This is a genomic window from Acinetobacter sp. BMW17, assembly GCF_001592855.1.
Lineage (GTDB): Bacteria > Pseudomonadota > Gammaproteobacteria > Pseudomonadales > Moraxellaceae > Acinetobacter > Acinetobacter johnsonii.
Genome location: NZ_LSOD01000007.1, coordinates 131371 through 157920 on the forward strand (window position 1 = coordinate 131371; position 26550 = coordinate 157920).

The window sequence follows — 26550 nt, forward strand, 5'->3', positions numbered from 1 at the left end:
ATGTTTAATTTTAATTTTCTTTATTTAATTTTTTTTATAGGATTAGGTTTTCTGAATGTGGCATGTGCAAAAACTAGCACAAATGGCTGCAATTCAAATAATGTTGAGGAAAAATTTCAATGTATTAGAAAAGAAAATTTTCTTCTTGAAAAAGAGTTGAAGAAATTAAAAAACAATGAAAGAAAAGATTTTACCCTATGGAAAAAAGGTATTGAGAATAGATGTGAGAGTAAAAAATCTTATACTCTAGGGGAGGGTGTTGGATTGGTAAAGGAAGAGTGTTATAGGGGGGAATACATAAACAGGTTAAATGAAATTGGAAGAGATAATGGTAGAGTTTTAAAAGCAATTAATAAAAAAAATGATGATGGATTTTCTGTAACTTTATTACCTTATAATAGTGATGATCACATCAACTGTATTTTGAAAAATAGTAAGGCTGGTTGTGATAAAGTAAATTTAATTGATGTTTCTGCTTTATTGAAAGTTTATAACGAACTTGATGAAAATTATGGTAGTTCAGTTATCTTTCCTGAATCAAAAAATGGTGTGATCTTAATAGCATCTCCATCGTCTTCTGACTCTGGTCGCGCTGTAATTAATCTTACCTCAGTAAATGCATTGGGACTATTTAAAAAAATTACTATAGATGCTTCCAACAATATAACAATTAATGAAAACTATGAAATCTTTTATACAAAGAATGGGAAGTTGTTGAAAATTACTCTGAATAATAATGGAGAGTTTGTTGTTAATTGATTAAATTAGGAGTAACTAAAAATGATAGTTACTCCTAATTTAAACTCACCCTTCCAACACTGCTTCCAACAACTCTTCGCTCGGCGCAAAATAATAAGCACCGTCAACAGGAGTCACAAAATGAAGCATACGGTCATGAATTCCATCACCACTGGTGCCGAACATACGCAGTAACATCGCATCAATAATGTTTAAATCTTTCGTATAGGCAATAAAAAATAAACCTTGCTCACCTTTACCATCGCCATAAGGAAGCGAGTGACGTAGGATTTCCATTTCTTCGCCTTCATCATCTTCAACCACGACACGTGCAACGTGAGAATTTTCAGGCTTAACGTCATCATCTAGTTCAATACTTTCAAGTTTTGTCCTTCCAAAGACTTGCTCTTGAGCATCAACTTTTAATTTTTTCCACTTTTCCAAATCATGACAATAGCGCTGTGCAAAGATAAAAGAGCCATCTGCGAATACTCCTGCATCTTCACTTAATAAAGTCGTTGCAGCACGATCATCGGGGAACTGCGGGTTTTCAGTACCATCAATAAAACCAGTCAAATCTCGACCATCAAAATTGCGGAAACAGACTCGTTCATCTAAAACATCAACTTTATCTTGGATGCCTTCAAAGAAGGATTGGCTAAGGGCAAAACAAATATCGGTACGCTGAGACGCAATATGAATTAAAACATCCGCAGGTGAAACAGGCATATTGAAAGAGCCGTAAATGGGCTCTAGCTGTTTAAACCCTGTAGGCGCTGTAGGATGAAGTTGTGCCCAAAGTTCAGGGCCAAAAGCAACCGCTGTTTTAATCTGCGCATGTGGATGTTGGGTAATAAGGCGATCACGAGTTGAAAATAAATCTTCTAATTTTTCTTTAAGCTCTTCAATACTTAAATCTTTTAAACGTAAAACAATAAAACGGGCATGATCTGAAGGTAATGGTAGAATTACAGATTGGGCGGTCATTCATGGCTCCTAAAAAAATTGTTATTTCTATTGGCTGTACTTATTGTGCCTTATGCAGTTTCTGCTTCATAGCCTTAAGTGATAAATTCATTGATGAATAATAAACCCTAATAGCATGAAAGATCATATAATCTAAAGGTCATTTTTTTCTCAATACCACTATGTCATTTCAAATTTGGCTTGGCTTTGTACTCGCATGTTGGATCATTAGTATTTCTCCAGGGGCAGGGGCCATTGCGTCAATGTCGAGTGGCCTTAACTATGGTTTTCGGCATGGTTATTGGAATGCGCTGGGTTTACAACTCGCCTTGTTGGTACAAATCGGTATTGTGGCGGCTGGGGTAGGGGTGCTCTTTGCCACAACGCCTTGGGCATTTTGGGCCGTGAAGTGGTTTGGTGTGGCTTATTTATTGTATTTGGCTTATTTACAATGGATGGCACCCATTCAATCGATTGAAATTCAACAAGAACAACAGAATAAATCACGTTCCAAATTGGTGATGTATGGCTTTTTGATCAATATGAGCAATCCCAAAGCAATCGTCTTTTTATTGGCAGTTTTACCGCAATTTTTGGATTTGTCTAAACCGCAGTGGAGTCAATATGCGGTGATGGCCGTCACGATGGTCACGATTGATTTGATTGTGATGGCAGGATATACGGGGTTGGCAGCGAAAGTTTTAAAACTCTTAACATCACCGCGACAGCAAAAATATCTCAATCGTACTTTCGCAGTGTTATTTAGTTGTGCGGCGGGATTGCTTAGTTTGGTTCATCAGTAAGTTTAGTCCGCGTCAATTCTGCTAAAAACTGTTGTTCGGTAACCACATGTATACCGTGTTGACGAAATAGGGCGGCAGTGATTCCTTCCCCTGCAATTTTTTGCCCAGTAAATGAGCCATCATAGATGCCATCGCTGCCACAGGACGGACTATTGGCTTTGAGCACAGCATGGGTGACGTGATTGGCTTGCGCCAATACTAAAGCTTTGTAAGCACCTTGAATAAAGACATCACTAAGTTGATGGCCATCTGAGAAAAAAACCTGTGCGTGGCCTAATAAAACATCAGCACCTGACCCGTGGAGAATTTCTGCTGCGGGACGCGGGGTTGGAAGTCCTGCACTGACTTCAGGACATGAGCTGACATAATTTTTATCGAGCAAAGCTTCAACTAACTTAGAGACTAAGCAGTCTTTGCCGTCATAACGGACTTTTTGTCCGAGTAGACATGCGCTGATAAAATAACGTTTATGGCTCATTTATTTATGTCAGTTTTTTAGACTTCTGCGCGATAAAAATCAACGCAAACAGAATCGACATGGTTAAAACAATGCTGAGTCCTGTAGAGGTATTCAGCCCTGCACTGGACCATAAACCAACCGTCACCCCAATTTGCGCAATCACAAATGCCCAAATCACCATTTGTTTTGGAGAGTGGGCAAGTAGTCGAGCGGTAAGTGCTGGAATGACAAGCAAGGCACCCATCAGTAAAGAACCCACTGCACGAAGCGCTAAAATGGTAAATAAAGCCAGTAGCAACATAAAAATCAAACGTTGCCATTTCGCACTGACGCCTTCACTAACAGCCATATCAGGATCGATCGCGATTTGAATTTGAGCCTGCCAACTTTTATAAAGCACTGCGAGTGCAACAACAATAACAGTGGCAAAAACGGGTAGGTCTGTCCATGTGATCGTGAGCAAATCACCAAATAAATAGCTGAGTAGCTCAGGTCTTAAGCTTGGAATATGTTGAATAAACATCAGACCCGAGCAGAGCAAGGTCGCAGAACAGAGTGCGAGTAATGCGTCATTCGGTAACCGTGGATCATGCAAAATCCAAAGGATTGCCACTAACAAGCCCGCAATAAAAGCCACACCCATCCACAGGGGCAACGCCATTGCTCCTGCAATCGCGACACCCAGTAACGTGCCATGTGCCATGGTGTCGGCAAAGAAAGACATGCGGCGCCATAGCATCAAACAGCCTAGTGGCGCAGTTAAAAAGACCAGAAGCGTGCCCATAATCCATGCAGGCAACAGCAGTTGTAACCATTCCATCATGACTTAAGCTTCCGGTTCAGGGTGAATGTGTGGGCGAGCGTCATGCTGACAAGGCGTTGCACTATCACCATGTGCGCAGTGATCATGATGATGTTGATAGAACACGCGGTTAGTACCAAAAATGGCTTGATACTCAGGGTGTTGTTGCACGTTTTCAGGTAGGCCGCTACAACAAATGTGTTTATTCAAACACACCACACGATGAGTTCCTTGCATGACCCACTGCAAATCATGTGAGACCATGAGCACAGCACAACCATATTTGGCGGGTAAACTGCGCACATAGTCGTACAGCTCAGCCTCAGACTGAATGTCTAAGCCCTGCATCGGTTCATCGAGAACCAAAATATTGGGTTGACGTAACAGCGCACGAGCCAGTAAAACGCGTTGTCGTTCTCCACCTGAAAGCTGCTGTACTTTAGAATTTTCAAGTTTGCTGATCCCAGTATCGTGGATAATTTCTTGCTTGATTACAGGATCGCATTTTTCCAAAGCCAAAAGATCTTTCACCCTAAGCGGTAGGCTATGTGAGGGATTAAACTTTTGTGGCACATAAGAAAACTTGAGTGGCTTTGTTGTTTTAATGTCGCCAGCATTAGGGTGAACAATACCCAACAGCACTTTAATGAGTGTGGATTTCCCCGCACCATTTGGCCCAATCAGGGTCACAATTTCCCGTTCATGTAAGACAAAATCGACATGCTTTAAAATGTCGCGTTCATCGATACGAACACTAATTTGGGAGAGTTCGACCAGAACAGGATCGAGGCTTATTTGTGGCGACACTGCTGACAAATTCCTGAAATTTCGATAATGCTATGTTGTGCCGTAAAACCATCGGCTGCGGAAAGTGCATCGAGTTGTTGTAATAATCCTTGTGCAGAGGCCTCTGTCACTGATTTGCAATCAGTGCAAATGAGAAAGGCTGCTTGATGGCCTTCACGGGGATGGCAACACGGAATATAGGCATTAATCGAGGTGAGTCGGTGAATGAGGCCTTTTTCTAATAAAAAGTCTAAGGTGCGGTACACCGTCGGTGGGGCAGCAGGGCGGTCGGCATTGCTTTTAATTTTAGCCAACAAATCATACGCACCCATCGGGCCTGTCGCATTTAGGATCAGTGCCAAGACTTCTTTTCTTAAGGGGGTTAGGCGCGCACCAGTTGCTGCGCACAAGACTTCTGCTTCAGCCAAACGCGTCTCAACGTTGTGATGACCATGCACATCATGTAAAGCATGGTGGTGTTCGTGAGAACAAGCGCTCATAACAAACCTCAAGTGCAAAATTTATAAAAGAAAAACGACATTAAATCTTAACATGAAGCGCAGAGAGTTTCGATTAGGCATAGGTATTTTTGTCGATTTGTTATATTATAACACTAATTGTATTTCTAGTGATTGCTCCCCATGTCCCGTTTCTTGGCTTTTTTTGCGTTTGCGCTGTTTAGTAGTGTTGCTTGGACGCAAGACTTGGTTGTTTCTACACAGCCGATTTACTTGATTGCACAGGAAGTGACGAAAGGCATTGAAAAACCAACCTTATTGTTGGCCGATCAATCTGGACATGATGTGAGTTTGACCCCAATGCATCGTAAAATCATTCAGGATGCAGGTTTGGTTATTTGGTTGGGACGAGCACATGAAGCACCGCTGGATAAACTCCTGACCCCCAATGATAAAGCAGTTTCTATTTTAGATTCAGGCATTATCAATGCTTTACCACTACGAAATACCCGTGGTGATGCCTTAAAAAATACCATCGATACCCATGTTTGGCTTGACCCAAACAATGCAGTACGCATTGGTTTCTTTATTGCAGGCCTGCGTTCACAGCAGATGCCTGAGTATAAGGAGCGCTACTGGAACAATGCCAAAATATTTGCTCAGAAAATGTTGCAAGCCTCAGCTATATATAGTCAAAGTACCCAAGCTCGCCCGTATTGGTCTTTTCATGATGCCTATCAATACATTGAGCGACCTTTAAACTTACGCTTTGCAGGCGCCTTGACGGATGACCCACATATTGCCCCTACGGTTGCGCAAATCAAATACTTAAATGACAGCCGCCCTTATTCAAAGATGTGCCTTTTGGCCGAAGTCCATGCCAGTCAAGCACAATATCAAAAGTTGAACCCATTGGTTTTCCAAGCTGTTGATGAAAGCATGACTGGGGCAGGGGATTTTGTCAGCGCGTGGAAGCAATTGGCCGATCATGTGCATAAATGTGTGCTAAATGCGCGAAAGTGACGCAAAAATTAAACAATAATTGATTAGTTTAAAAGCAATTTAAACATAGAAAAAAACTCGACTTAGGTCGGGAAAAGATTGCATGTTCAGGGGTGTAACTCTATAATGCCTGCGATTAAAAATAATCATCAGCTAAACTTGTCAAGCATGATTGTTGTGAGTGAATAAATAATGAGCCGAACTAGTCGCTTGATTGACCGACGATTAGCGAAAGCTTTAGTCCTCTTACAAGCATGTATGATTCCTGTTTCAGCCTTGATCGGCTGGGTCGTGAAAGACTCAACCGCAGCCCTGAGTGCAGCATTAGGTGCGCTCGTGTGTTGGCTTGCGACTTGCTATTTTTCATGGCAGTCGTTTCGAGCAGCAGGAGCTCGCGCTTCTAAACAAGTTCTTGCGAACATGTATAAAGGCATGATGGGTAAGTTTGCAATTGTGATTGTTGGTTTCATTTTAATTTTAAGCAATGTCAAACCGTTGTCAGCGGTGGCGTTGTTTTGTGGTTTTATGCTCGTTCAAACCATGACGTGGGTTGCTCCATTTTGGGTGTCGCGTCAACAAAAACGAGTTTAATAAGCACTACAAAAAATTGAAAAGTTTTTTAGGAGATGAACGAGATATCAAGCAGCACGCGATGTTCGTTCTCTCTATTTGTATTTGACATTGACCAGGTGTGATTTATGGCTGCTGAAGAACATGCCCTTACTTCGACCGAGTATATCAAGCATCACTTGACGAATATGACTTATGGCAAAATGCCAGACGGTTCATGGAAGTTGGCTGAGACTGCTGAAGAAGCTCAACAGATGGGGTTCACTGCTATTCACTTGGATTCAATGGGTTGGTCTATCACTCTTGGTGTGATTTTCTGTTTGTTGTTCTGGTGCGTAGCGAAAGCTGCAAACTCTGGTGTTCCAACCAAGTTCCAGTCTGCAATTGAAATGATCATTGAGTTTGTGGACTCAAGTGTTCGCGACACTTTCCATGGCAAATCACGCTTAATTGCGCCACTTGCATTGACCATTTTCGTGTGGATTTTCCTCATGAACGCAATGGACTTAATCCCAGTTGACTTTATTCCGTATACAGCTCAACTGATTGGTGCAAGTGTATTTGGTATGGATCCTCATCACGTTTACTTCAAGGTTGTACCTTCTACAGATCCAAACATTACCCTAGGTATGTCTTTGTCTGTATTTGTATTGATCTTGTTCTACAGTATTCGCGAAAAGGGGATTGGTGGTTTCGTTGGCGAATTAGCACTTAACCCATTTAACCCAAGTAACCCAGTTGCAAAAGCGTTATTGATTCCAGTGAACTTAATTCTTGAATTAGTAACATTCCTTGCACGTCCAGTTTCATTGGCTCTGCGACTTTTCGGTAACATGTATGCAGGTGAGTTAATCTTCATCCTTATCGCATTATTACCGTTCTGGATCCAATGGGCGTTGTCTGTGCCTTGGGCGATCTTCCACATTCTTGTTATCACGCTACAAGCATTCATCTTTATGATGCTGACTATCGTATACTTGAGCATGGCAAGCGAAAAGCATTAATGGTAATGCCCAACTATCACTGGATGGTTGGGCGCACAATTTTTTAATTTAATTTGGTATAAACCTAACCTCTGAGGAATTATCATGGAACTCACTTTAGGTCTAGTTGCAATTGCATCTGCTATCTTGATCGCTTTTGGTGCTTTAGGTACTGCGATTGGTTTTGGTCTTTTAGGCGGTCGCTTCCTTGAAGCTGTTGCACGTCAACCAGAATTGGCTCCACAACTTCAAACTCGTATGTTCTTAATCGCGGGTCTTCTTGATGCTGTGCCTATGATCGGTGTTGGTATTGGCTTGTTCTTCATCTTTGCTAATCCATTTGTAGGTTAATCAGCTTAATTCCTAAATTAAACTATTGAGGAATAGCAATGAATATCAACCTCACATTGATTGGCCAAGCGATTGCATTTGCGATGTTTGTCGCATTCTGCATGAAATTTGTATGGCCACCACTAATCAATGCGATTAGTGAGCGTCAGCGTAAAATCGCTGATGGCTTAAACGCTGCTGAAAAAGCAAAAGCTGATCTTGCGGATGCGCAAGCTCAAGTGAAAGCTGAATTAGATGCAGCGAAAGCGCAAGCGGCTCAATTGATCGAACAAGCGAACCGTCGCGGTGCACAATTGGTAGAAGAAGCTCGTACTCAAGCGTCAGCTGAAGGTGAGCGTATTCGTCAACAAGCAAAAGAAGCTGTTGATACAGAAATCAATTCTGCTCGTGAAGAATTACGTCAACAAGTTGCTGATCTTGCAGTAACAGGTGCTGAGAAAATTCTTAGCCAAAAAGTTGATGCTGAAGCTCACAATGCCATGCTGACTCAGCTGGCTGCTAAACTTTAAGAGAGGCGGATTATGGCTGAACTCTTGACGTTGGCACGCCCGTACGCTAAAGCAGCATTTGCTTACGCTTCTGAGCAAAATGCAACTGACTCTTGGTCATCTGCATTGAACTTGCTCAGTGCTGCGGTGCAAGACGAAGCATTTTCAGCTTTCTTAACTCGCCCTGAGCTTACTCCTGCTGAGCAGGTAAGTCTTTTTGCAAAAGTATTAGGCGAAGACCAAACTGCAGCAGTGTCAAACTTTTTGACATTGCTTGCTGAAAACAACCGTTTGGTGCTTCTTCCTGAAATTTCTGCTGAATACGAGCAGCTCAAATCACAGAATAACAATACTGTGGATGTAGTGATTGAATCTGCATTCCCATTGACTTCTGTACAAGAACAATTACTTGCACATGCTTTAGAGAAAAAATTCGAAGCTGCGGTAAATGTTTCTGTAGAAGTTAAACCAGAGCTTATTGCTGGTGTTGTTATTCGTGCAGGCGACCAAGTGATAGATGATTCTGCGCTTAACAAGCTAGAAAAAATGCGGACTCGTCTTCTTGCTTAATTGCATATGAAGACTGAACTTTAAAAAGATTGAGGTATAGCGCAATGCAACAACTGAATCCATCCGAGATCAGTGCGCTCATTAAACAGCGTATCGGCGATCTGGACACCAGCGCGACCGCTAAAAACGAAGGGACCATTGTTATGGTTTCCGACGGTATTGTGCGTATTCACGGCCTTGCTGATGCAATGTACGGTGAAATGATCGAATTCGACGGCGGCTTATACGGTATGGCACTGAACCTAGAACAGGATTCAGTGGGCGTCGTTGTTTTAGGTAACTACTTAAGCCTTCAAGAAGGTCAAAAAGCGCGTTGCACAGGTCGTGTATTAGAAGTTCCGGTTGGTCCAGAACTTTTAGGCCGTGTAGTAGATGCTTTGGGTAACCCAATTGATGGTAAAGGCCCAATTGATGCAAAATTAACTGATGCTGTTGAAAAAGTAGCACCAGGCGTAATTTGGCGTCAATCAGTGGATCAACCTGTACAAACTGGTTATAAATCAGTAGATACAATGATCCCTGTAGGTCGTGGTCAGCGTGAGTTGATCATTGGTGACCGTCAAACTGGTAAAACAGCGATGGCGATCGATGCGATCATCGCTCAGAAAAACTCTGGCATTAAATGTGTATACGTAGCTATTGGTCAAAAACAATCGACTATTGCTAACGTTGTGCGCAAGCTAGAAGAAACTGGCGCTATGGCGTATACCACTGTTGTAGCAGCAGCTGCAGCCGATCCAGCAGCAATGTTGTACTTGGCTCCATACTCTGGCTGTACAATGGGTGAATACTTCCGTGACCGCGGTGAAGATGCACTAATCATTTATGATGATTTGTCTAAGCAAGCTGTTGCTTACCGTCAAATTTCATTGTTATTACGTCGTCCACCAGGCCGTGAAGCGTATCCAGGTGACGTATTCTATCTTCACTCTCGTCTTCTTGAGCGTGCTTCGCGCGTTTCTGCTGACTATGTTGAGAAATTCACGAATGGTGAAGTTAAAGGCCAAACTGGTTCATTAACTGCATTGCCAATCATTGAAACTCAAGCGGGTGACGTATCTGCATTCGTACCAACGAACGTAATTTCGATCACTGATGGTCAGATCTTCCTTGAAACATCATTATTCAACGCAGGTATTCGTCCTGCTGTGAACGCGGGTATCTCTGTATCTCGTGTTGGTGGTTCAGCGCAGACTAAGATCATCAAAAAATTGTCTGGTGGTATCCGTACTGCTTTGGCGCAATACCGTGAATTGGCAGCGTTTGCTCAGTTCGCTTCTGACCTTGATGAAGCAACTCGTAAGCAACTTGAACATGGTCAACGTGTAACTGAATTAATGAAGCAAAAACAATATGCTCCATATTCAATTGCTGACCAAGCTGTTTCAATTTATGCATCTAACGAAGGCTACATGGCTGACGTTGAAGTGAAGAAAATCGTAGACTTTGATGCTGCGTTAATCTCTTACTTCCGTTCAGAAAATGCTGCGTTAATGCAAAACATCGATGAAACTGGTGATTACAACAAAGACATCGAAGCTGCAATCAAAGCAGGTATTGAAAGCTTTAAAGCGACTCAAACTTACTAATTTCAACTTCAGTTGGATTTAGTTTTGGTTTGGTTCACGGATCAACCTTCGAGGGCTCGAAAGGGCCTTCGAATACTAGGTTAAGCGTATGGCAAATTTAAAAGAAATTCGCGCCAAAGTAGCTAGTATCAAAAGCACGCAGAAAATTACTCGCGCGATGCAGATGGTAGCAGCTTCTAAGATGCGTCGTGCGCAAGAGCGCATGGCTCAAGGCCGTCCGTATGCCGAAAATATGCACCGTGTAATTGCTCACTTGGTTCAAGCGAATCCTGAATACAAACACCGTTATATGGTTGAACGCCCGGTTAAGCGCGTTGGCTATATCATTGTGTCTTCAGATCGCGGCCTTGCTGGTGGTTTGAACATTAACTTGTTCAAAAAAGTGGTTAAACACGTACAACAGCAACAAGAGCAGTCAATTGAAGTTCAATTTGCTTTAATTGGTCAAAAAGCGGTTTCGTTTTTTAAAAACTACGGCGGTAAAGTGCTGGGTGCTACGACAAATGTCGGTGATACACCAAGCCTTGAACAGTTATCTGGTTCTGTACAGGTGATGTTAGACGCATTTGATAAAGGCGAGTTAGATCGTATTTATCTTGTGTCAAACGGCTTTGTCAATGCCATGACTCAAAATCAAAAAATCGAACAACTTGTTCCTTTAGCAACTGCTGAAGAAAACAAGACCCTTAACCGTCAATACGGTTGGGATTATATCTATGAGCCTGAAGCTGAAGAGCTTTTAAATGGCTTATTGGTTCGTTATATCGAGTCTGTGGTATATCAAGGCGTGATCGAAAACATCGCGTGTGAGCAGTCAGCTCGTATGGTTGCAATGAAAGCTGCAACGGATAACGCAGGTGATTTGATCAAGAGCCTACAACTTATTTATAACAAGCTGCGTCAAGCCGCGATTACTCAGGAAATTTCTGAGATCGTTGGTGGTGCCGCTGCCGTTTAACATTATTTTGAATTGAGGAGACAGCAATGAGTAGCGGTCGTATCATTCAGATCATCGGCGCGGTTATCGACGTCGAGTTTGAACGTAACAGCGTTCCTAAGATCTATGACGCTCTCCACGTTGATGGCACTGAAACTACATTAGAAGTTCAGCAACAACTTGGTGATGGCGTAGTTCGTACTATTGCAATGGGTTCTACTGAAGGCCTTAAGCGTGGTTTGAACGTAACGAATACTAACGCTCCAATCTCTGTACCAGTGGGTACAGCGACTTTGGGTCGTATCATGGACGTTCTTGGTCGCCCAATCGACGAAGCTGGTCCAGTTGCGACTGAAGCGCGTTTGCCGATTCACCGTCAAGCACCTTCTTATGCTGAACAAGCAGCTTCTACTGACCTTTTAGAAACTGGTATTAAAGTCATCGACTTACTATGCCCGTTCGCTAAAGGTGGTAAAGTTGGTCTGTTCGGTGGTGCCGGTGTTGGTAAAACTGTAAACATGATGGAGTTGATCAACAACATCGCGAAAGCGCACTCAGGTTTATCTGTGTTCGCTGGTGTTGGTGAGCGTACTCGTGAAGGTAACGACTTCTATCACGAGATGAAAGACTCAAACGTTCTAGACAAAGTAGCAATGGTCTACGGTCAGATGAACGAGCCACCGGGTAACCGTTTACGCGTAGCGTTGACTGGTTTGACCATGGCTGAGTACTTCCGTGACGAGAAAGACGAAAACGGCAAAGGCCGTGACGTACTATTGTTCGTAGATAACATCTACCGTTATACACTAGCAGGTACTGAAGTATCAGCACTTCTAGGTCGTATGCCATCTGCAGTAGGTTACCAACCGACACTTGCAGAAGAAATGGGTGTTCTTCAAGAACGTATTACATCGACTAAGTCTGGTTCGATTACGTCAATCCAAGCGGTATACGTACCTGCCGATGACTTAACAGATCCATCGCCTGCAACTACGTTTGCTCACTTAGACGCAACTGTAGTATTGAGCCGTGACATCGCATCTTCTGGTATTTACCCAGCGATCGATCCACTTGACTCAACTTCACGTCAGTTAGATCCACTAGTAGTGGGTGCTGAGCATTACGAGATCGCTCGTTCAGTTCAAAACGTTCTTCAACGTTATAAAGAATTGAAAGACATCATCGCGATTCTTGGTATGGACGAACTTGCAGAAGAAGATAAGTTGACTGTTTACCGTGCGCGTAAAATCCAACGTTTCTTCTCTCAACCGTTCCACGTAGCTGAAGTGTTTACTGGTGCTCCTGGTAAACTTGTACCGCTTAAAGAAACGATTCGTGGCTTTAAAGGTCTTTTAGCTGGTGAATATGACCACATTCCAGAACAAGCGTTCTATATGGTTGGTGGTATTGACGAAGTAATTGCTAAAGCTGAGAAACTTTAATTAGTTACCTAATTTAGGAGATTCTCATGTCGACTATGCAGTGTGATGTTGTAAGTGTTCAAGAGTCTTTGTACTCTGGCACTGTAACGATGCTAATTGCTAAAGGTGCTGGTGGTGAATTAGGTATTATGCCTGGTCACGCACCGCTAGTAACTTTACTCAAGCCGGGTACAATCCGTGTTCTGCTTGAAAACGGTACAGAAGAGTTAATCTATGTATCTGGTGGTGTTCTAGAAGTTCAACCGCATGTTGTTACGGTTCTTGCAGATACTGCAGTCCGTGCAGAAAACTTAGATGAAGCAGCAATTCTTGAAGCGCGTAAACACGCTGAACAATTGCTTGCAAATCAAAAGAGCGACTTGGACTCGGCTGCTGCTTTGGCTGCTCTTGCAGAAACTGCTGCTCAGTTGGAAACCATCCGCAAAATCAAAAACCGCGCTCAATAAGAGACGGTTTGAGATTAAAAAAAGCCACCGAAAGGTGGCTTTTTTTATGTCTGTTGATAAAAATGCGTAAATTGTTTATTTCATGATGAGTTTTTGGTTTTTGGGTTACCATTGTTCAAATGGATTGGATCGGTCTGTTATATACGCGTAATCTTTGTTTTGCATGATAGTGCTTCGTCTTTTAACTGTATGCTGGCTTGTAGAATATTTTGAATACACAATTTTTAAAATTCATCTGAACCTACGCTCCTATGCTTGATATATTTCGCTAAGCAGGGGCACGGTTATCTAAAGTTGCATATCTTTTATTCAATAGAGGTTATATTTTGAAAGCTTCTCTGTGAGGGTAGATGAAGATGAACCTGATTACACATGAATCCCACTTTTGGGAACTTTACCAAGATTTTGAGCATTATTATCTGAGTATCGCAGTCGATATGAGTTCAGTGGTGTCGTGTTGGGACTTGGTACTGACTTCAGAAGAAATATTGCAATATGAACATCGGGGTCGCGCGAGCATTCAGGAGCTGACCAAAGCCATGATTGAAGCAGCTTATAAAGGTGATTTCTCAATGATGGAATCACGTTTAGCCAAGCCATATGAGCGTCACGCTATGCAAAAGGCCTTTAAAGATTGGTTAGCGCAGAGCAAAACTCAGGAACAGTCTTCGTTTTGATGAGGTGTGAGCTCAAAGCATTATTTTAAATTTATTGCAAAAAGCTTTGACGCAATTGGCTGAACATCATGCGGCTAACGCTATTGTGTTGAGTCTCAATCAACTTTTTGATTTGCTCAACTTGAGGTTTATCTTCAGCAATCACAATCTCTGGATCGATTTCGATATCCGAATTGGACATGGTATTGGACGGCTGTGCAAGCAAATTTGAAGATGGGTGTTCGGCATGCCAAAGCTGTGTTTCGAGTGACATGATGTACTTATATTCATCGGTATTGGGGTTAAACCGCTTATATAGCCTTAAGTCTTGCATCGCATCTTGACGGCTTCGATCAGGCATATCTGTTTCGACTTCCAACCATTCATAGATAACGGGATGAATTTCATGTTGCATCAGTTGGTAATAAAGCCAATCGCTGAGCAGGCTATGATCGATGTCAGACAGATAAGGGCTGTTTTGTTGTAGCAATTGTTGTAGGTGTTCGATAACCAAAACTTCTTGCTTTTGTAAGGCATAGCGCGCTTCAGCATCAAATTGTTGGTATTCTTCGGCTGGAATTTCAGTGAAATGTTGTTGTTCAACGAAGGCATCTACAATATGCGTTTGAAATAAGTTATTCCATTGCTCTAGCGCATGAATTTCAAGCTGTTGTAGCTCTTTAAACGCTTTGCTTTGATAGCGGTTGAGTTGCAAACGTTGAATATTTTGCTGGTTGAACTCAATTTTTTGTTTGATGTATTCAGCATAAGCGCCTTGTTGTTTGGGGCTGATAGGGCTTGTAACATCCACCAAAAGTAACTGCTGCTGTTGTTTGTATTTGAGCCAGTCCTGAATACGTTGAACTTCTTTATGCTCTTTAGAAAAAAACTGGGTTAAGTGTGGCGTGGTTTTTTTAGGCATTAAAAAGTGCATCCCGCCAAAGACGATGATTGCTAAACAGGCGATCACAAGAATGACTTTTTTCATTATAAAAATGTTTTTCTGTGTTTCTTATTTGTACATGGTAGCCTAAAAATGAGAAATAGTTAATGTTTTTTCATTAACGCTTCAAATCTGTATGGGTGAAATTGAAAATTCACCTTGCCCAAGAATACGAACTTTATACAGTGCATCAAAGCCTGCGGCCTGAGCACTGGCAATATAACGCGCACGATCGGCTGGCGTAGGGTTGGTATTATCAATCACCATTTTGGTTTTTGAGGCCAGTCCTGCTTCAAAAATGATTTTTTCACGATGCCGTGTTTTCAGCATATCAAGGTTGATGCGCAAATGGCTATGTGCCAAATTCAGCAGATAATAGCTCGGTTTTCCCGAAGCTTGGATGCCCATAAAAATAATCAGCTGCATGTGAGAAATCGTGCCTCAATCAAATTAGGAGAAAATGGTTGCAGTCATTTTCTCCTACTCTATTGCTGAAAGCACCACTATTTAAATGTTTTAAGATTGGTTTGTGTTTGAACTATCATTCTCAGCTTGCTGAGGAATCATCATTGCAGCCAATTTCAACATTTCAGATTGGATTGTACCCATTTGCTGTTGCATCTTTTTAAAGTCGACTTGGCTGAAATCCACCTGTCCATTTAAAAAAGGCGAAGCTAAAACTTGTTGGTTGGCAGACAGTAGTTTTTCACGGATATCATTGATTTCTTGTGTTTTAAGATTCAGGCCATTCAAGGCATTATTGAAACCTGTGAGCTGTTGCTGCAAAGCTGTCGCGGCGTGTTGCAACTGTTGTTGATCATGCTGTTCAATTGCGGCCTGCAAGTCACTTTGGGTTTCTTGCAGCTGAGTGACGTATTCACCTGCTTTTAATTGCATATCTGCCACATCACGCACGATATAGAGCATGTTGCCACTTTTCAGTTCAGCTTTTTCAGGGCTTTGTGTATTCGCAGATTGGTTTTGCTCAGAGGTCTCAGTCTGGATGTCTTGCTGATTCGGCTCTGTTGCTTGCTCACAGCCAATGAGTAGAATGCCTGAACTAAACAGTGCAAAAGGAAGAACTAAGTTTTGTAAAAGCTTTTTCATCATCAAATCAATATTGGGCTATGTGTTTTTTAATATAAGGGCAAAATGTGTAGATAAAATGCTGGGTTTCAAAGTCATAACAAAACTTTTTAAAATAAAAAAAAGAGTGCTTGAGCACTCTTCATTTACAGTAGTTTAACCAGCAATGATTTTAATAATGGAATGATTGCGAATGTCTGTCAGTACATAGTCGCCATTCACTTTAATCCACTGTTGGTTTTTACCGGGTTTGCTGAGTTTTTTGTATTTTTGGTGATCTACTTTATAGGCATTGCTATGGTAAGCGCTTGGGAGTTTTTGACCTGCTTTCCAGTCTTGAGATGGACGGTTGGCTTTTTTGACAGTGGCATGGGTTGGTTGTTGATGTCCATTTGATGTGTGCTTTTGCGCATGTCCATGTGACTGAGCGGTTTGATGTTGCTGATGTTGTTCTTGTGGTGCTGCTAGTGCAGGCAGGGCAATCAATGCGGTTGAGATAGATAAAACTGCTGCTTTTATAAATGTATTCATGAGCTTCACTTCGGGTTGTCTTGAGCGGATAGATGCATCATAGAGTGAAGTGTTTGATTGATCGTGAATGAAGTGTTGTAAAATTATCAAAATAAAGAAGAAATCATGAAGATCGAATCGATTCGAGTGTCATTACTCATTTAAAAAAATAAAAATATAAGCAGCCGTTAAATTCGACTGCTTATAAACAGCTTCAGGCTTATTTGGCCAATTCGGCATTGATGGCATCGACAATACGCGGATCATTGGCCGTAATGTCCGGTGCAAAACGCGCAACCACTTCGCCATTTTTATTGATTAAGAATTTCTCAAAGTTCCACAGCACTTCAGGTGGTTCGTTCGGTGTTAAACCATAGTCCACCAAGTCTTTCCACCAAGGGCCTTCACCAATGCGTTCAGGCACCGCTTGGGTGAGCGTTTCATATAACGGATGCTTATCATCCCCAGCAACCGAGATTTTTGAAAAAAGCGGGAAATCAACTTGATAGTTTAAAGAGCAGAATTCTTGAATTTCAGCATCTGAACCCGGTTCTTGTGCCAAGAAATTGTTGGCAGGAAAACCTAGAATCTCTAAACCCTGTGATTTTTTGTCTTGATAGAGTTTTTCTAAACCTTCGTACTGCGGTGTGAGGCCACATTTAGATGCCACATTCACCACCAAGAGAACTTTACCTTGGTATTGGTTTAAGTTGATGTCTTCGCCCTGAATGGATTTGACAGGAATGTTATAAATCGAAGTGCTCATTTGCGTGTCCTTATACGATGTGCATTTTATTGTGTTGGAAGCGTTCGACAAAGTCACGCCCATTTGCGGATTGATCGCAACAAAAAAGCAAGCTAAGGCTTGCTTTAAAGGGTAGGGAGGTCATTAAGACGCTGGCGCTGCTTTGACTTTTGCTTCCAAAGCCGTTACGTCAGCAATGATCGATTTCTGCAATTCAGTTGCTTTGTTTTGTAGTTCGGTGATTTTGGCGCTATCTGGCGTTGTTTTTGTACTTTCTTTGGTGAGCTCGACACCCAGATCATTGGCGTCCTGCATTTTTTCACGTAAAGCATCTACTTCAGCACTTTTTAAGGTTAAGGCATCTAATTCATCATTAAATTGCTTCACATAGGTTTCTGTTTTTTCAACCATGGCTTTAATTTGAGCGGGATCCTTTTTCTCTAAGGTTGCACTCACTTCTTTTTGAAACGCGGCGGCTTCTTGAGCTTTGGCATTCGATAGCGTTTGTACGGCTAACAAATCGGCTTGAATATCGGCAATATTATTATTGCTATGATTAGCAACGATAGTGGTTGCTTCGGTTGAGGTCGCTTCAGATGCAGACGTCGTTTGTTCAACGGCTGGCTCAGTTCCTTTTTTTTCGCACGCAGCCAAAGTAAGTGTGGCCATACAAACTGTGGTTAAAAGTAACTTTTTCATAACGACATCCTTCTATCGGGAAATATGTTTTTGTAGGCCAGAGTTTAAGAGCAATGACCAATCAATTAAAAAATACGTTCGCTAGAACAGCATCAATACGATGCAGAGATCGTTGACATTGTTCTATGGTGTTTTTGTAGAGTGAAGCTGCTGAAATACAGAAATTTATTGAAATGTATAGTTTTATATTGCCTTAATATTATGTTTTTTATGAAGTTTATATTTTAAGATAAATGTATCAATTATGTGTGATACCCAAATGATATTCGAATAAATCATAAAAATGTTTTACCATTCATTTAAATTTTGCAAACAAAAGCTAAACGGGAAAAAGAATGAGTACCACACCACAACGTATGTATTGGGCTTTGAGTCTCCCTATCATTGCCGTACTCATTTGGTCGATCAATATCGTCGTTACGCGTTATGTAGCTGATTTCATTTCGCCAGTCAGTATTAGTTTTTATCGGTGGTTCTTTGCCTTCATTCTTTTAACGCCTTTTGTCGTGCGACCTTTATGTCGGCAGTGGGCATTAATCCGAGCGCATTTGGGTCAGTTGGCAGTGCTAAGTGCATTTGGTCTGGTGTTGTATCAGGGCTTGGCCTACACCGCAGCGCACTATACGACTGCGACCAATATGGGACTGATTAATGCCTTTATTCCGATCTTTACCATTTTTGTTTCACTGCTGATCTTAAAAGATATTCCAAATCGTTTTGCGATGATCGGTAGTATTTTATCTTTTGCAGGTTTGGTTTATATCATTGGGCAGGGCAATCTTGCAGGCTTAGTTCAATCGGGTGGGCATTTGGGTGATGTCCTGATGGTGGTTGCGGTATTCTTCTATGCCTTTTATGGGGTGTTTTTGAAAAAGTGGCAATTGCAAATTCCCTTGATGTTGAGCCTCTATGTGCAGATCTTTTTTGCACTGCTTTACCATTTACCTTTTATTGCCTATTTCGGTCTCGATTCAATCAATAGTCAAAATGCGGCAAGTGTTATGTATGCCAGCATTTTCCCTTCCTTAGTTGCCCCTTTACTGTGGATGTTGGCCATTACCCATTTAGGGCCGAATCGAACCAGTATTTTCATGAACTTGATGCCTGTCTTTACCGCAGTGATTGCCTATGTCTGGTTGAAAGAGGCGTGGACGGTTTATCATACGGTCGGTGGAGTGGTCATTATCTGTGGTATTTTACTTGCACAGCGTAAAACAGCATTAAAAACGCCACATTTAGCAAACTCGATGGATTGATATTGATTAAAAAACAACCATTTAAATTATTTTTTTAATAGAATAATTCATTAATAAGTTAATTTATTAATGCTATTTAAGATGATGAATGTATTTAATGTATGCAAAAGCTGATTAAAAATAGGTAGATAATTTGAATTATATTTTAATTATCTCCATTAATCAGCATTTTAACGCTGTTTTTAATATAAAAAATCTATTTGTTTAGAAATGCAATTTGCTACATAATACGCGCACTGCAAACTTAGGCCAATGTCAAAACGGGTATTAAGTGTTTGCTCATCAGTTTTCAGACCCTCTGGATGTGATTACACATCCTTTTTTATGCTCAGCCATCCCTATATGGCTGAGCTTTTTTTTATCTATTTTTCATTAAAAATCCTGAGAAAGAGCACGCTTTTAAGCACGAACCACTACTCCAGTTTCGGCATCGAGTATGCGACTCGGTTCTTGGCTCAAGCCTAGATCACCATTCAGATAATTCACTTGTTGTGCAAAGTAGTGATTGGCATCTTGTAGTGAACGAGCAGGTGGCAATCCAGCGGGGTTGGCACTGGTGGAGACAATAAAGCCTTGAAAAGCATTGCAAAGCGCCACACAAATCGGATGCGTGGTTACCCGTACAGCAACTTTAGGGTGATTGCCTTTAATCCATTTCGGAATGTGTTCATTTGCAGGTAACAACCACGTGGTTGCGCGTTCTGATGGACTGCTATCGCTCCAGCTGTCGATCACTTGTTGACGGATGTGGGGATCTAAATGTTCTAAAAGCGGTTCAACTTGAGCAATTTGCCCAGCCAGTAAAATTACCCCTTTTTCAATCGGGCGTTGCTTAATCTGCAAAATATCTAGAAAGGCCTGTTCGTTATACGGATCACAGCCTAAACCCCATACTGCTTCTGTTGGATATGCTAAAACTTGACCTTGTTTTAAACATTGCGCCGCTTCAGTCACAGAGGTGGTAATCATTACACTTTGTACCTTTTATTGATTCATAAAGGGTTATTGTGAACCTTATTGGCTGGAACGGCAACGCAGATAATTGCCAGCTTGTTGTTGTGCAAGCCCCAAAATTTCCAGTTCCATTAACTGGCTGGTGAGTGTGGCAATATCGGTGTTAAGTTTGAAATTAAGTTGATCCATATTTTGTCCCACCCAATCCAGTTGATTATAAAGTTCGAGTAAATCAGATGGGATCTCAATACTAGCGCTTTGGGTGGTTTCTTGTGACTGGGATTGGCTATGCCATTGAGTGGGGAGTGCCAAGTCTTCAATGATTTGCTCAGGATGATCGACCAAAATCGCCCCTTCTCGGATCAGTTGATGACAGCCTTGATGGTGTTCACTGTAAATATGACCGGGAATCGCAAAAATGGTTTTCCCTTGCTCTGCGGCTCTTTGGGCGGTTCCTAGAGAGCCACTTTTGAGTGCTGCCTCTGCAACCACAACCCCTAAACTCAGTGCACTGACGATGCGGTTGCGTCGTGGAAAATTATGCTGTAAAGGCGGTGTATGTGGTAAAAATTCAGTAATAATACAGCCATTATTTTCTAATATTTGCGTACGCAGTGTTTGATGTTGGGAAGGATAAGTGAGATCTAAGCCCGTGCCCATCACTGCAATGGTACGTTGATATTTTAAGCCGCCCTGATGTGCTGCTGCATCAATGCCTTCAGCTAAACCACTGCAAATATAAAAGCCCTTTTCGGCGAGGTAATAGGCAAAGTCATAAGCCACTTGCTTGCCGTGCGGACTGGGTTTTCGACTGCCGACGATAGCAACTTGAGGCTGGAGTAGACTTTGTGGATTGCCCTGACCAAATAAAATCGGTGGTCGGTCAGCATAGGGCAGCAGCTGCGAGGGATAATGACTTTCAGTATCAAGCAAAATAAAATCACAACTGGCTTGGACGTCCTGCAGTAAAGTTTGTAATTTGATTTGTCCAGCAGGTGTTTGAATTTCTACGACACGTTGTAGATGACTTTTGTGTAAGCCGAGATTTGGCCAGATCTGAAGATTGGAGGCAGCAACGGCTTTTGTGCTTGTGCCAAAATGTTGTTGTAGTTTTTGAAAGCTTGATAAAGAATGCTGAACCAAATACCACAGGGTGATTGTTGCAATCTGTTCATGTGATAAAGAGTTCAGCATATATACACCTTAAGGCAACGGATTATTCATCCACGACAGAGGGAGAAAGTTTCGCGCCCAAGTTCATTGGTAGTTCGCTGTCGAGCACATAAGCATAGCTGACACGGTCAAAGGTTTTAAAGACCATGATGTTGCCGATCCGCTCCGTTGGAAGGGTCAGTTTTTCATTGGTTTTCGGATCACGAATTTCTTGACCTTTTTGACTAACCGAGAACACATAACCCGATTGAACGCCATCCACTGTGCCACGGTCAATGGTTACAACTGAATGCTTCGCAGCTAGACCAATCGAACCTTGAACACGAATCACTTGTCCACCCCCAGTCACATCTTGTGCATGTGTTGGGTAGAACAAGGTTGGAAGCATGGCGTCGTATTCAGGCAGTACGCGATAACCACGACGTACTTCAGAATTATACGAATCTGTGATTTCTAAAGTGGACATGTCATTTTCACCACGAATGGCAATGGCTGAAGCAACCTGAGTCAATTCTAGACCTAGATTTTGTTTTTTGCCCTCTGCATCCGTCACAATGTACGGTTCGCCTTCACGGTAAATCGCGTAGCGTTGACCGACTTCAATGCCTTGGCCACGTGCATAAACGGTTTGACCTTTACCTGCAATCACACGCTGATCGGCAGCACCAACGATATACGGTGTACCTTCCAAAGATTCCTCTGAAAGAATAGTGCTGTGTTCAAGCCAGTTTTTAATGTATTCCAGTGGAATGACAGGAATGGCATTGTTTAAAGACTCAACGCGTGCTTGAGGTTGAAGTTTAGTGCCGCCTGTATAACGACGAATAATCCCTTCACAGCCATCACCTTCATCTTTACCAATAATTGGACGGCCTTCATGAGTACACATCAGTAAACGGTCGCCTGGGAAAATCCAATGCGGATTTTTGACGTGTCTATTGCTGGCCCAAATTTCAGGCCAACGCACAGGATTGTTTAGGAAACGTTTAGAAATATCCCACAGGGTATCGCCTTTTTTCACCACATAAACATTCGGTGCATTGGCTTTTAAAGCAGGTGGATTGTAATTTCGTGTAGGCGCCGCTTGAGCTGTTGAAATGACGCCTGCGCCAACACTTACGCAAACCGCAAGTGCTAACATGTGTTGCTTAAACCCCAAGGCACTAAAAGATGGCATGCCCATAAAAACCTTTTTCATTATCATAATTCCTAAAATTATGTATGTAGTTGCGTTATAATAACGATATTACACACATTTTTTTGATCAAGCATTCCCTTCATTTGGTTTTTTGATCAATGGCATAATTGAGGACGCAGTATGGCCTTATTACCTATTTTAAGTTTTCCTGATCCCCGTCTTCGTACCATTGCAGAACCCGTCGAAGAAGTTACTGATGAAATTCGTCAGCTGGCTGCAGATATGTTTGAAACCATGTATGAAGCGCCAGGCATTGGACTTGCCGCGACACAAGTTGATCGCCATATTCAGTTGATTGTCATGGACTTATCTGAACATAAAGATCAACCTTTGGTATTCATTAACCCCAAAGTTACCCCATTGACTGAAGAAACGCAGCCCTATGAAGAAGGCTGCCTATCAGTTCCCCAAATATACGACAAAGTTGAGCGCCCGTCACGCGTAAAGATCGAAGCAATTAACCTTGAAGGTCAAGCATTTGAGATCGAAGCTGACGAACTTCTCGCTGTTTGCATTCAACATGAAATGGATCACTTAAATGGCAAATTGTTCGTCGACTATTTGTCACCACTGAAGCGTCAACGTGCACGTGAAAAAGTGGAAAAATTGACCCGTCAGCGCCAAAAAGACAAAGTAGCTGTGAAACGCGGTTAAGTTTTTTTGCTTAAAAATCATCTTTAGAGTGAGCCCAATTTTGATTGGGCTTTGTTATACTGGCCGCGTTCTCAATTCGGATGGAATGGATTGTTTTTTAGAGCTGCGTTGCTACTGTCTTGTGTAGCCGTGTTTTTACAGATTGCTGTTTTTTTACAGCCTTTACTACCGACGCAATATCAAATTGCGCCGGTCTGTGAAACCATTTCGCGTGCGCTTTTACTCAAACCAGTTGAACATCTCAGTTCTCATGCTGAAAAGCATTCCACACATCATCATGAAATGCAGGCTCAGCATGAACTCAGTTCACAACCTGCTGAACACAATCATCATGATGCAAGTCATCAATGCCAATACTGTACGGTATATGGCAATCTCGTGTTGCCGCCTGATTTAGAGTTGAAAGCGGTACTTGACCGTATTCAAGTCCGTTTAATTGCATTCCAAAAAGCCTTTACGCATGTTTGGTTTGCACTGCAACAGCTCTTTTTACTACCTCAAGGACGAGCACCGCCACTGTTTGTATAAACCTAGACATATATTTTTCGGGTCTTAACGGACTCTAGCCTAGTTGTATTTATAGATTCAGTGAGAATAAAAATGGCTCAGCCTACATTCTTTTTACAGCCTCTTGCGGCTGCGATTTCTCTTGCTTGTTTTTCAAGCGTAGTATTTGCCGCTGAAGCAGACAGTGCGAACATTTTAGCACCTATCGTGGTGACAGCTCAGCAGGGCAATGATGCCCATGGTCTGATTGTACATGCCGACCCTAAGCAACCCACTCAGCCGATTCCTGCGGTTGATGGTGCAGCCTACCTACAAAGTATTGTGGGTTTTAACCAAATCAAAAATGGCGGCGCGAATGGTGACGTCACCTTCCGCGGTATGTTTGGCTCACGTATTAAAATCCTCACAGATGGTACGGAAAATTTAGGCGCATGCCCAAGCCGTATGGATAATCCTGCTTCTTATGTTTCTCCTGAAAGCTACGACAAAATCACGGTCGTAAAAGGGCCGCAAACTGTTCAGTATGCGCATACTGGTTCAGCCGCAACCGTTATTTTTGAACGTGAACCTGAACAGCTCACTTCGGCGAAACCTTATCGCGGACAAGCCAGTGTCATGCTTGGCTCTTATGGTCGTTTGGATCAGAATGTTGAAGCCGCTGTTGGTGATGAAACGAAATACGCACGTTTAAATGCCAATCGTTCGATTGCAGATAGCTATCAAGATGGAGCAGGCAATACAGTTCCGTCCGATTGGGAAAAGTGGAATACAGATCTCGCGCTGGGCTGGACTCCAAATGAGGACACATGGGTAGAGCTGAAAGGTGGGAAGAGTGATGGTGAGGCAGTCTATGCTGGACGTAGCATGGATGGCTCTAAGTTTGCTCGTGAAAGTCTAGGTTTACATGTTGAAAAGAAAAACATTGGCGAGGTGATCAAGAAAGTCGAAGCGCAAGTTGACTATAGCTATAACGATCATGTCATGGATAATTTTCGCTTAAGAACACCGCCGACAATGACCATGACGATGCATGGTATGCAGATGACTGTGCCAAATAAGATGGAAATGGAAGTAACGCGTCGTACTTTGAATGCACGTGCTGCAATGACTTCTGAATGGGACCAAGTTAGCCTGATGACAGGAATAGACTCGCAGCGCAATAAGCATGGTGGCAATATGATTATGTATGCTATGCCGAGTATGAATTCTCCCTTTAAAACCAATATGGAATTTGAGTCTTATGGGGCTTTCGGTGAGCTGAGTTATGCATTCAATGATCAGCATAAACTGGTGACAGGTGCACGCCTCGATCAAGCGAAGATCGATAACTTAGCCACTGATACAGAGCGTAAAGAAACCCTGCCAAGTGGTTTTATTCGAATTGAAAGTGAACTTGCGGAACATGTTAAAACTTACGCAGGTTTGGGTTATGTAGAGCGTGTGCCTGATTATTGGGAATTGTTTAGTACCAAATACCATCAAAGTACAGGTACGACCTTTGCTGATTTAGAGAATGAAAAAACCGCGCAGTTTGATGCAGGCTATCAATATGAACAGGGTGCATTTAAATCATGGGCTTCAGTTTATGCGGGTTTGATTCAAGACTATATATTGGTGGCATATACTCCGACAGGTTCAATGGGCAAGTTGGAAGCCAAAAGCCGAAATGTCGATGCAACCATTGCAGGTGCTGAAGCAGGTGTGGCTTACCAGTTGACGGATCAAATTCAAGCGGACATCAGTGCCATGTATGCATGGGGTGAAAATACGACGGATCACACCGCTTTACCGCAAATTGCACCATTAGAAGGACGTTTCAATCTACGCTATGTGCAAGAGAAGTATAATCTCGGTTTGTTATGGCGTGTGGTGGCAGCACAAGATCGTACTAGCTATCGAGAAGGTAATATCATTGGATACGATTTAGAAGACAGTAAAGGTTTTGGAACTCTGTCTTTAAATGGGACTTATAATATCCAAAAAGATCTAGACCTTTCAGTCGGAATAGATAATGTGCTGAATAAAAACTATGCCGAGCATTTGAATAAACTTGGAAGTTCAGGTTTTGGTTATGCTGCAACAGAACAATTCAATAATATTGGACGTAATTATTGGGCGCGTATCAGTATGAAGTTCTAAATATATTGTGATTAGCGGAAACAGCCATTCTAGAAATAGAATGGCTGTTTTGGATTCTAAGATAGAAATTGACTGAGAAAACAGCATTGTGAGTGGATATTCACCATAAAAAGTAGAAAGAAACAGCGATTTAAATAAAATATTTAAATATTATTTCAATATATTTTTATTTAAATGAATTAAAACAATGTATTAAGTTTAATTTGTGCGAATGTGATGATGCGGTTTATGGCGCTAGATAGGAAGTAGATAAATTTATTAAAAAATATTTTACATAAATAACAAATACTTATTGTTTTATGAGTTTGAAAAATAAACATGCGAAAATATTTATTAAGAAAAGGTGTTGCAAGGGATGTGAAATGCTGTAGAATGCACATCCATCGGCGGTGATGTTGATTAAAACTTGTTGAGAAACAAGGATTTAGCCCAAGCGGTAGAATCTGGAGGTCTTGAATGAGTTTGAAAATAATTAACAAAACCAGTTGACTTCTTCTTGAAAGAGAGTAGTATAGCCGACCTAGCTTGCTGATGACGAATCAGTGAGAAGATCATTAAGAGATTATGAAGAACAACTTGTGTGGATTTTTACTGATTGATCGATCGAAAATATTTCATTGATTGAATGGTAAAAATTAC

General features: G+C 41.9%; 31 protein-coding genes. 17 read left to right on the top strand and 14 right to left on the bottom strand.

Features of this window, described 5'->3' with window-relative positions; all coding sequences use genetic code 11:
• Complete coding sequence (locus AXW61_RS01595; protein ID WP_062031737.1) at window positions 1-759, top strand: hypothetical protein; 759 nt, start codon at window positions 1-3, stop codon at window positions 757-759.
• Window positions 760-804: 45 nt separating this feature from the next.
• Here the strand turns inward: AXW61_RS01595 and AXW61_RS01600 are convergent, their stop codons facing one another.
• Complete coding sequence (locus AXW61_RS01600) at window positions 805-1725, bottom strand: Dyp-type peroxidase (protein WP_062031741.1); 921 nt, start codon at window positions 1723-1725, stop codon at window positions 805-807.
• Between the two features lie 161 nt (window positions 1726-1886).
• Here AXW61_RS01600 and AXW61_RS01605 point away from each other — a divergent pair, with 161 nt between their 5' ends.
• Entirely contained in the window at window positions 1887-2507 is a 621-nt protein-coding gene (locus AXW61_RS01605; protein ID WP_062031744.1) for a LysE family transporter, read from the top strand.
• Here AXW61_RS01605 and AXW61_RS01610 read toward each other — a convergent pair.
• From AXW61_RS01610 to AXW61_RS01625, 4 genes are read right to left on the bottom strand one after another with little or no spacing between them, the layout of a single operon-like run.
• Window positions 2488-2985, bottom strand: a complete 498-nt coding sequence (locus AXW61_RS01610) for a DUF523 domain-containing protein (RefSeq protein ID WP_062031748.1) — start codon at window positions 2983-2985, stop codon at window positions 2488-2490. The genes AXW61_RS01605 and AXW61_RS01610 overlap by 20 nt on opposite strands.
• Window positions 2986-2989: 4 nt before the next feature.
• Window positions 2990-3790: a zinc ABC transporter permease subunit ZnuB gene (gene znuB, locus AXW61_RS01615; RefSeq protein ID WP_062031750.1), complete on the bottom strand. Its 801-nt coding sequence runs from the start codon at window positions 3788-3790 to the stop codon at window positions 2990-2992.
• Between the two features lie 3 nt (window positions 3791-3793).
• The gene (gene znuC / locus AXW61_RS01620; RefSeq protein WP_062031753.1) at window positions 3794-4576 is read right to left on the bottom strand and encodes a zinc ABC transporter ATP-binding protein ZnuC; all 783 of its coding nucleotides are present in this window, start codon (window positions 4574-4576) and stop codon (window positions 3794-3796) included.
• Window positions 4561-5055: a transcriptional repressor gene (locus AXW61_RS01625; protein WP_058868677.1), complete on the bottom strand. Its 495-nt coding sequence runs from the start codon at window positions 5053-5055 to the stop codon at window positions 4561-4563. Before AXW61_RS01625 ends, znuC begins: the two co-directional genes overlap by 16 nt.
• 141 nt (window positions 5056-5196) lie before the next feature.
• On the opposite strand from AXW61_RS01625, the gene AXW61_RS01630 reads away from it, so the two are divergent.
• The 11 genes from AXW61_RS01630 (at window position 5197) to AXW61_RS01680 (ending at window position 14068) form a co-directional block, all read left to right on the top strand.
• Window positions 5197-6036, top strand: coding sequence for a zinc ABC transporter substrate-binding protein (locus AXW61_RS01630; RefSeq protein ID WP_062031755.1), 840 nt, complete (start codon window positions 5197-5199; stop codon window positions 6034-6036).
• A 171-nt stretch (window positions 6037-6207) separates the two neighbouring features.
• Window positions 6208-6606: an ATP synthase subunit I gene (locus AXW61_RS01635; RefSeq protein ID WP_004684416.1), complete on the top strand. Its 399-nt coding sequence runs from the start codon at window positions 6208-6210 to the stop codon at window positions 6604-6606.
• 107 nt (window positions 6607-6713) lie between these two features.
• A complete protein-coding gene (atpB, locus tag AXW61_RS01640; protein ID WP_004684418.1) occupies window positions 6714-7589 on the top strand; it encodes a F0F1 ATP synthase subunit A in 876 nt (291 codons plus the stop codon).
• An 84-nt stretch (window positions 7590-7673) separates the two neighbouring features.
• Window positions 7674-7919 (top strand): F0F1 ATP synthase subunit C, encoded by a 246-nt coding sequence (atpE, locus tag AXW61_RS01645; RefSeq protein WP_000424060.1) that lies wholly within the window; start codon window positions 7674-7676, stop codon window positions 7917-7919.
• Window positions 7920-7957: 38 nt separating this feature from the next.
• On the top strand, window positions 7958-8428 hold the full coding sequence (locus tag AXW61_RS01650; protein WP_004684420.1) for a F0F1 ATP synthase subunit B: 471 nt from the start codon (window positions 7958-7960) through the stop codon (window positions 8426-8428).
• Window positions 8429-8440: 12 nt separating this feature from the next.
• On the top strand, window positions 8441-8977 hold the full coding sequence (locus tag AXW61_RS01655; protein WP_004684422.1) for a F0F1 ATP synthase subunit delta: 537 nt from the start codon (window positions 8441-8443) through the stop codon (window positions 8975-8977).
• A 44-nt stretch (window positions 8978-9021) separates the two neighbouring features.
• Entirely contained in the window at window positions 9022-10566 is a 1545-nt protein-coding gene (gene atpA, locus AXW61_RS01660) for a F0F1 ATP synthase subunit alpha (RefSeq protein ID WP_004684423.1), read from the top strand.
• Window positions 10567-10654: 88 nt separating this feature from the next.
• Window positions 10655-11524 (top strand): F0F1 ATP synthase subunit gamma, encoded by an 870-nt coding sequence (gene atpG / locus AXW61_RS01665; protein WP_004984038.1) that lies wholly within the window; start codon window positions 10655-10657, stop codon window positions 11522-11524.
• 26 nt (window positions 11525-11550) lie between these two features.
• Window positions 11551-12945, top strand: a complete 1395-nt coding sequence (gene atpD / locus AXW61_RS01670) for a F0F1 ATP synthase subunit beta (RefSeq protein WP_004684425.1) — start codon at window positions 11551-11553, stop codon at window positions 12943-12945.
• Between the two features lie 26 nt (window positions 12946-12971).
• Window positions 12972-13391 (top strand): F0F1 ATP synthase subunit epsilon, encoded by a 420-nt coding sequence (locus tag AXW61_RS01675; RefSeq protein WP_058868679.1) that lies wholly within the window; start codon window positions 12972-12974, stop codon window positions 13389-13391.
• A gap of 356 nt (window positions 13392-13747) precedes the next feature.
• A complete protein-coding gene (locus AXW61_RS01680; protein WP_062031758.1) occupies window positions 13748-14068 on the top strand; it encodes a hypothetical protein in 321 nt (106 codons plus the stop codon).
• A gap of 31 nt (window positions 14069-14099) precedes the next feature.
• Here the strand turns inward: AXW61_RS01680 and AXW61_RS01685 are convergent, their stop codons facing one another.
• The 6 genes from AXW61_RS01685 to AXW61_RS01710 all read right to left on the bottom strand — a co-directional run bounded on the left by AXW61_RS01685 (window position 14100) and on the right by AXW61_RS01710 (window position 18030).
• Window positions 14100-15035 carry a hypothetical protein gene (locus AXW61_RS01685; protein WP_062031761.1) on the bottom strand — a complete coding sequence of 312 codons (936 nt, stop codon included), beginning with the start codon at window positions 15033-15035 and terminating at the stop codon, window positions 14100-14102.
• 81 nt (window positions 15036-15116) lie between these two features.
• On the bottom strand, window positions 15117-15416 hold the full coding sequence (locus tag AXW61_RS01690) for a hypothetical protein (protein WP_062031764.1): 300 nt from the start codon (window positions 15414-15416) through the stop codon (window positions 15117-15119).
• A 90-nt stretch (window positions 15417-15506) separates the two neighbouring features.
• Window positions 15507-16097, bottom strand: coding sequence for a hypothetical protein (locus AXW61_RS01695; protein WP_017396937.1), 591 nt, complete (start codon window positions 16095-16097; stop codon window positions 15507-15509).
• A gap of 135 nt (window positions 16098-16232) precedes the next feature.
• On the bottom strand, window positions 16233-16607 hold the full coding sequence (locus AXW61_RS01700) for an RcnB family protein (RefSeq protein ID WP_062031766.1): 375 nt from the start codon (window positions 16605-16607) through the stop codon (window positions 16233-16235).
• Between the two features lie 199 nt (window positions 16608-16806).
• The gene (locus tag AXW61_RS01705; protein WP_004984048.1) at window positions 16807-17352 is read right to left on the bottom strand and encodes a glutathione peroxidase; all 546 of its coding nucleotides are present in this window, start codon (window positions 17350-17352) and stop codon (window positions 16807-16809) included.
• A gap of 123 nt (window positions 17353-17475) precedes the next feature.
• Window positions 17476-18030, bottom strand: a complete 555-nt coding sequence (locus tag AXW61_RS01710) for a hypothetical protein (RefSeq protein WP_005401885.1) — start codon at window positions 18028-18030, stop codon at window positions 17476-17478.
• Window positions 18031-18365: 335 nt separating this feature from the next.
• Between AXW61_RS01710 and AXW61_RS01715 the strand changes: the two genes are divergently transcribed.
• Window positions 18366-19286 carry a DMT family transporter gene (locus AXW61_RS01715; protein WP_062031769.1) on the top strand — a complete coding sequence of 307 codons (921 nt, stop codon included), beginning with the start codon at window positions 18366-18368 and terminating at the stop codon, window positions 19284-19286.
• Window positions 19287-19685: 399 nt separating this feature from the next.
• Here the strand turns inward: AXW61_RS01715 and AXW61_RS01720 are convergent, their stop codons facing one another.
• From AXW61_RS01720 to AXW61_RS01730, 3 genes are read right to left on the bottom strand one after another with little or no spacing between them, the layout of a single operon-like run.
• Window positions 19686-20255: a Sua5/YciO/YrdC/YwlC family protein gene (locus tag AXW61_RS01720; RefSeq protein ID WP_062031773.1), complete on the bottom strand. Its 570-nt coding sequence runs from the start codon at window positions 20253-20255 to the stop codon at window positions 19686-19688.
• Window positions 20256-20300: 45 nt separating this feature from the next.
• Window positions 20301-21434 (bottom strand): DNA-processing protein DprA, encoded by a 1134-nt coding sequence (dprA, locus tag AXW61_RS01725; protein WP_062031774.1) that lies wholly within the window; start codon window positions 21432-21434, stop codon window positions 20301-20303.
• Between the two features lie 22 nt (window positions 21435-21456).
• Entirely contained in the window at window positions 21457-22611 is a 1155-nt protein-coding gene (locus AXW61_RS01730; protein WP_062031776.1) for a LysM peptidoglycan-binding domain-containing protein, read from the bottom strand.
• A 120-nt stretch (window positions 22612-22731) separates the two neighbouring features.
• Here AXW61_RS01730 and def point away from each other — a divergent pair, with 120 nt between their 5' ends.
• From def to AXW61_RS01745, 3 genes are all read left to right on the top strand, one after another.
• Window positions 22732-23265 (top strand): peptide deformylase, encoded by a 534-nt coding sequence (gene def / locus AXW61_RS01735; protein WP_004684452.1) that lies wholly within the window; start codon window positions 22732-22734, stop codon window positions 23263-23265.
• Between the two features lie 90 nt (window positions 23266-23355).
• A complete protein-coding gene (locus AXW61_RS01740; protein ID WP_062031778.1) occupies window positions 23356-23793 on the top strand; it encodes a DUF2946 family protein in 438 nt (145 codons plus the stop codon).
• 72 nt (window positions 23794-23865) lie between these two features.
• Window positions 23866-25911 (top strand): TonB-dependent copper receptor, encoded by a 2046-nt coding sequence (locus tag AXW61_RS01745; RefSeq protein ID WP_062031780.1) that lies wholly within the window; start codon window positions 23866-23868, stop codon window positions 25909-25911.
• The last annotated feature ends 639 nt before the right edge of the window (window positions 25912-26550 follow it).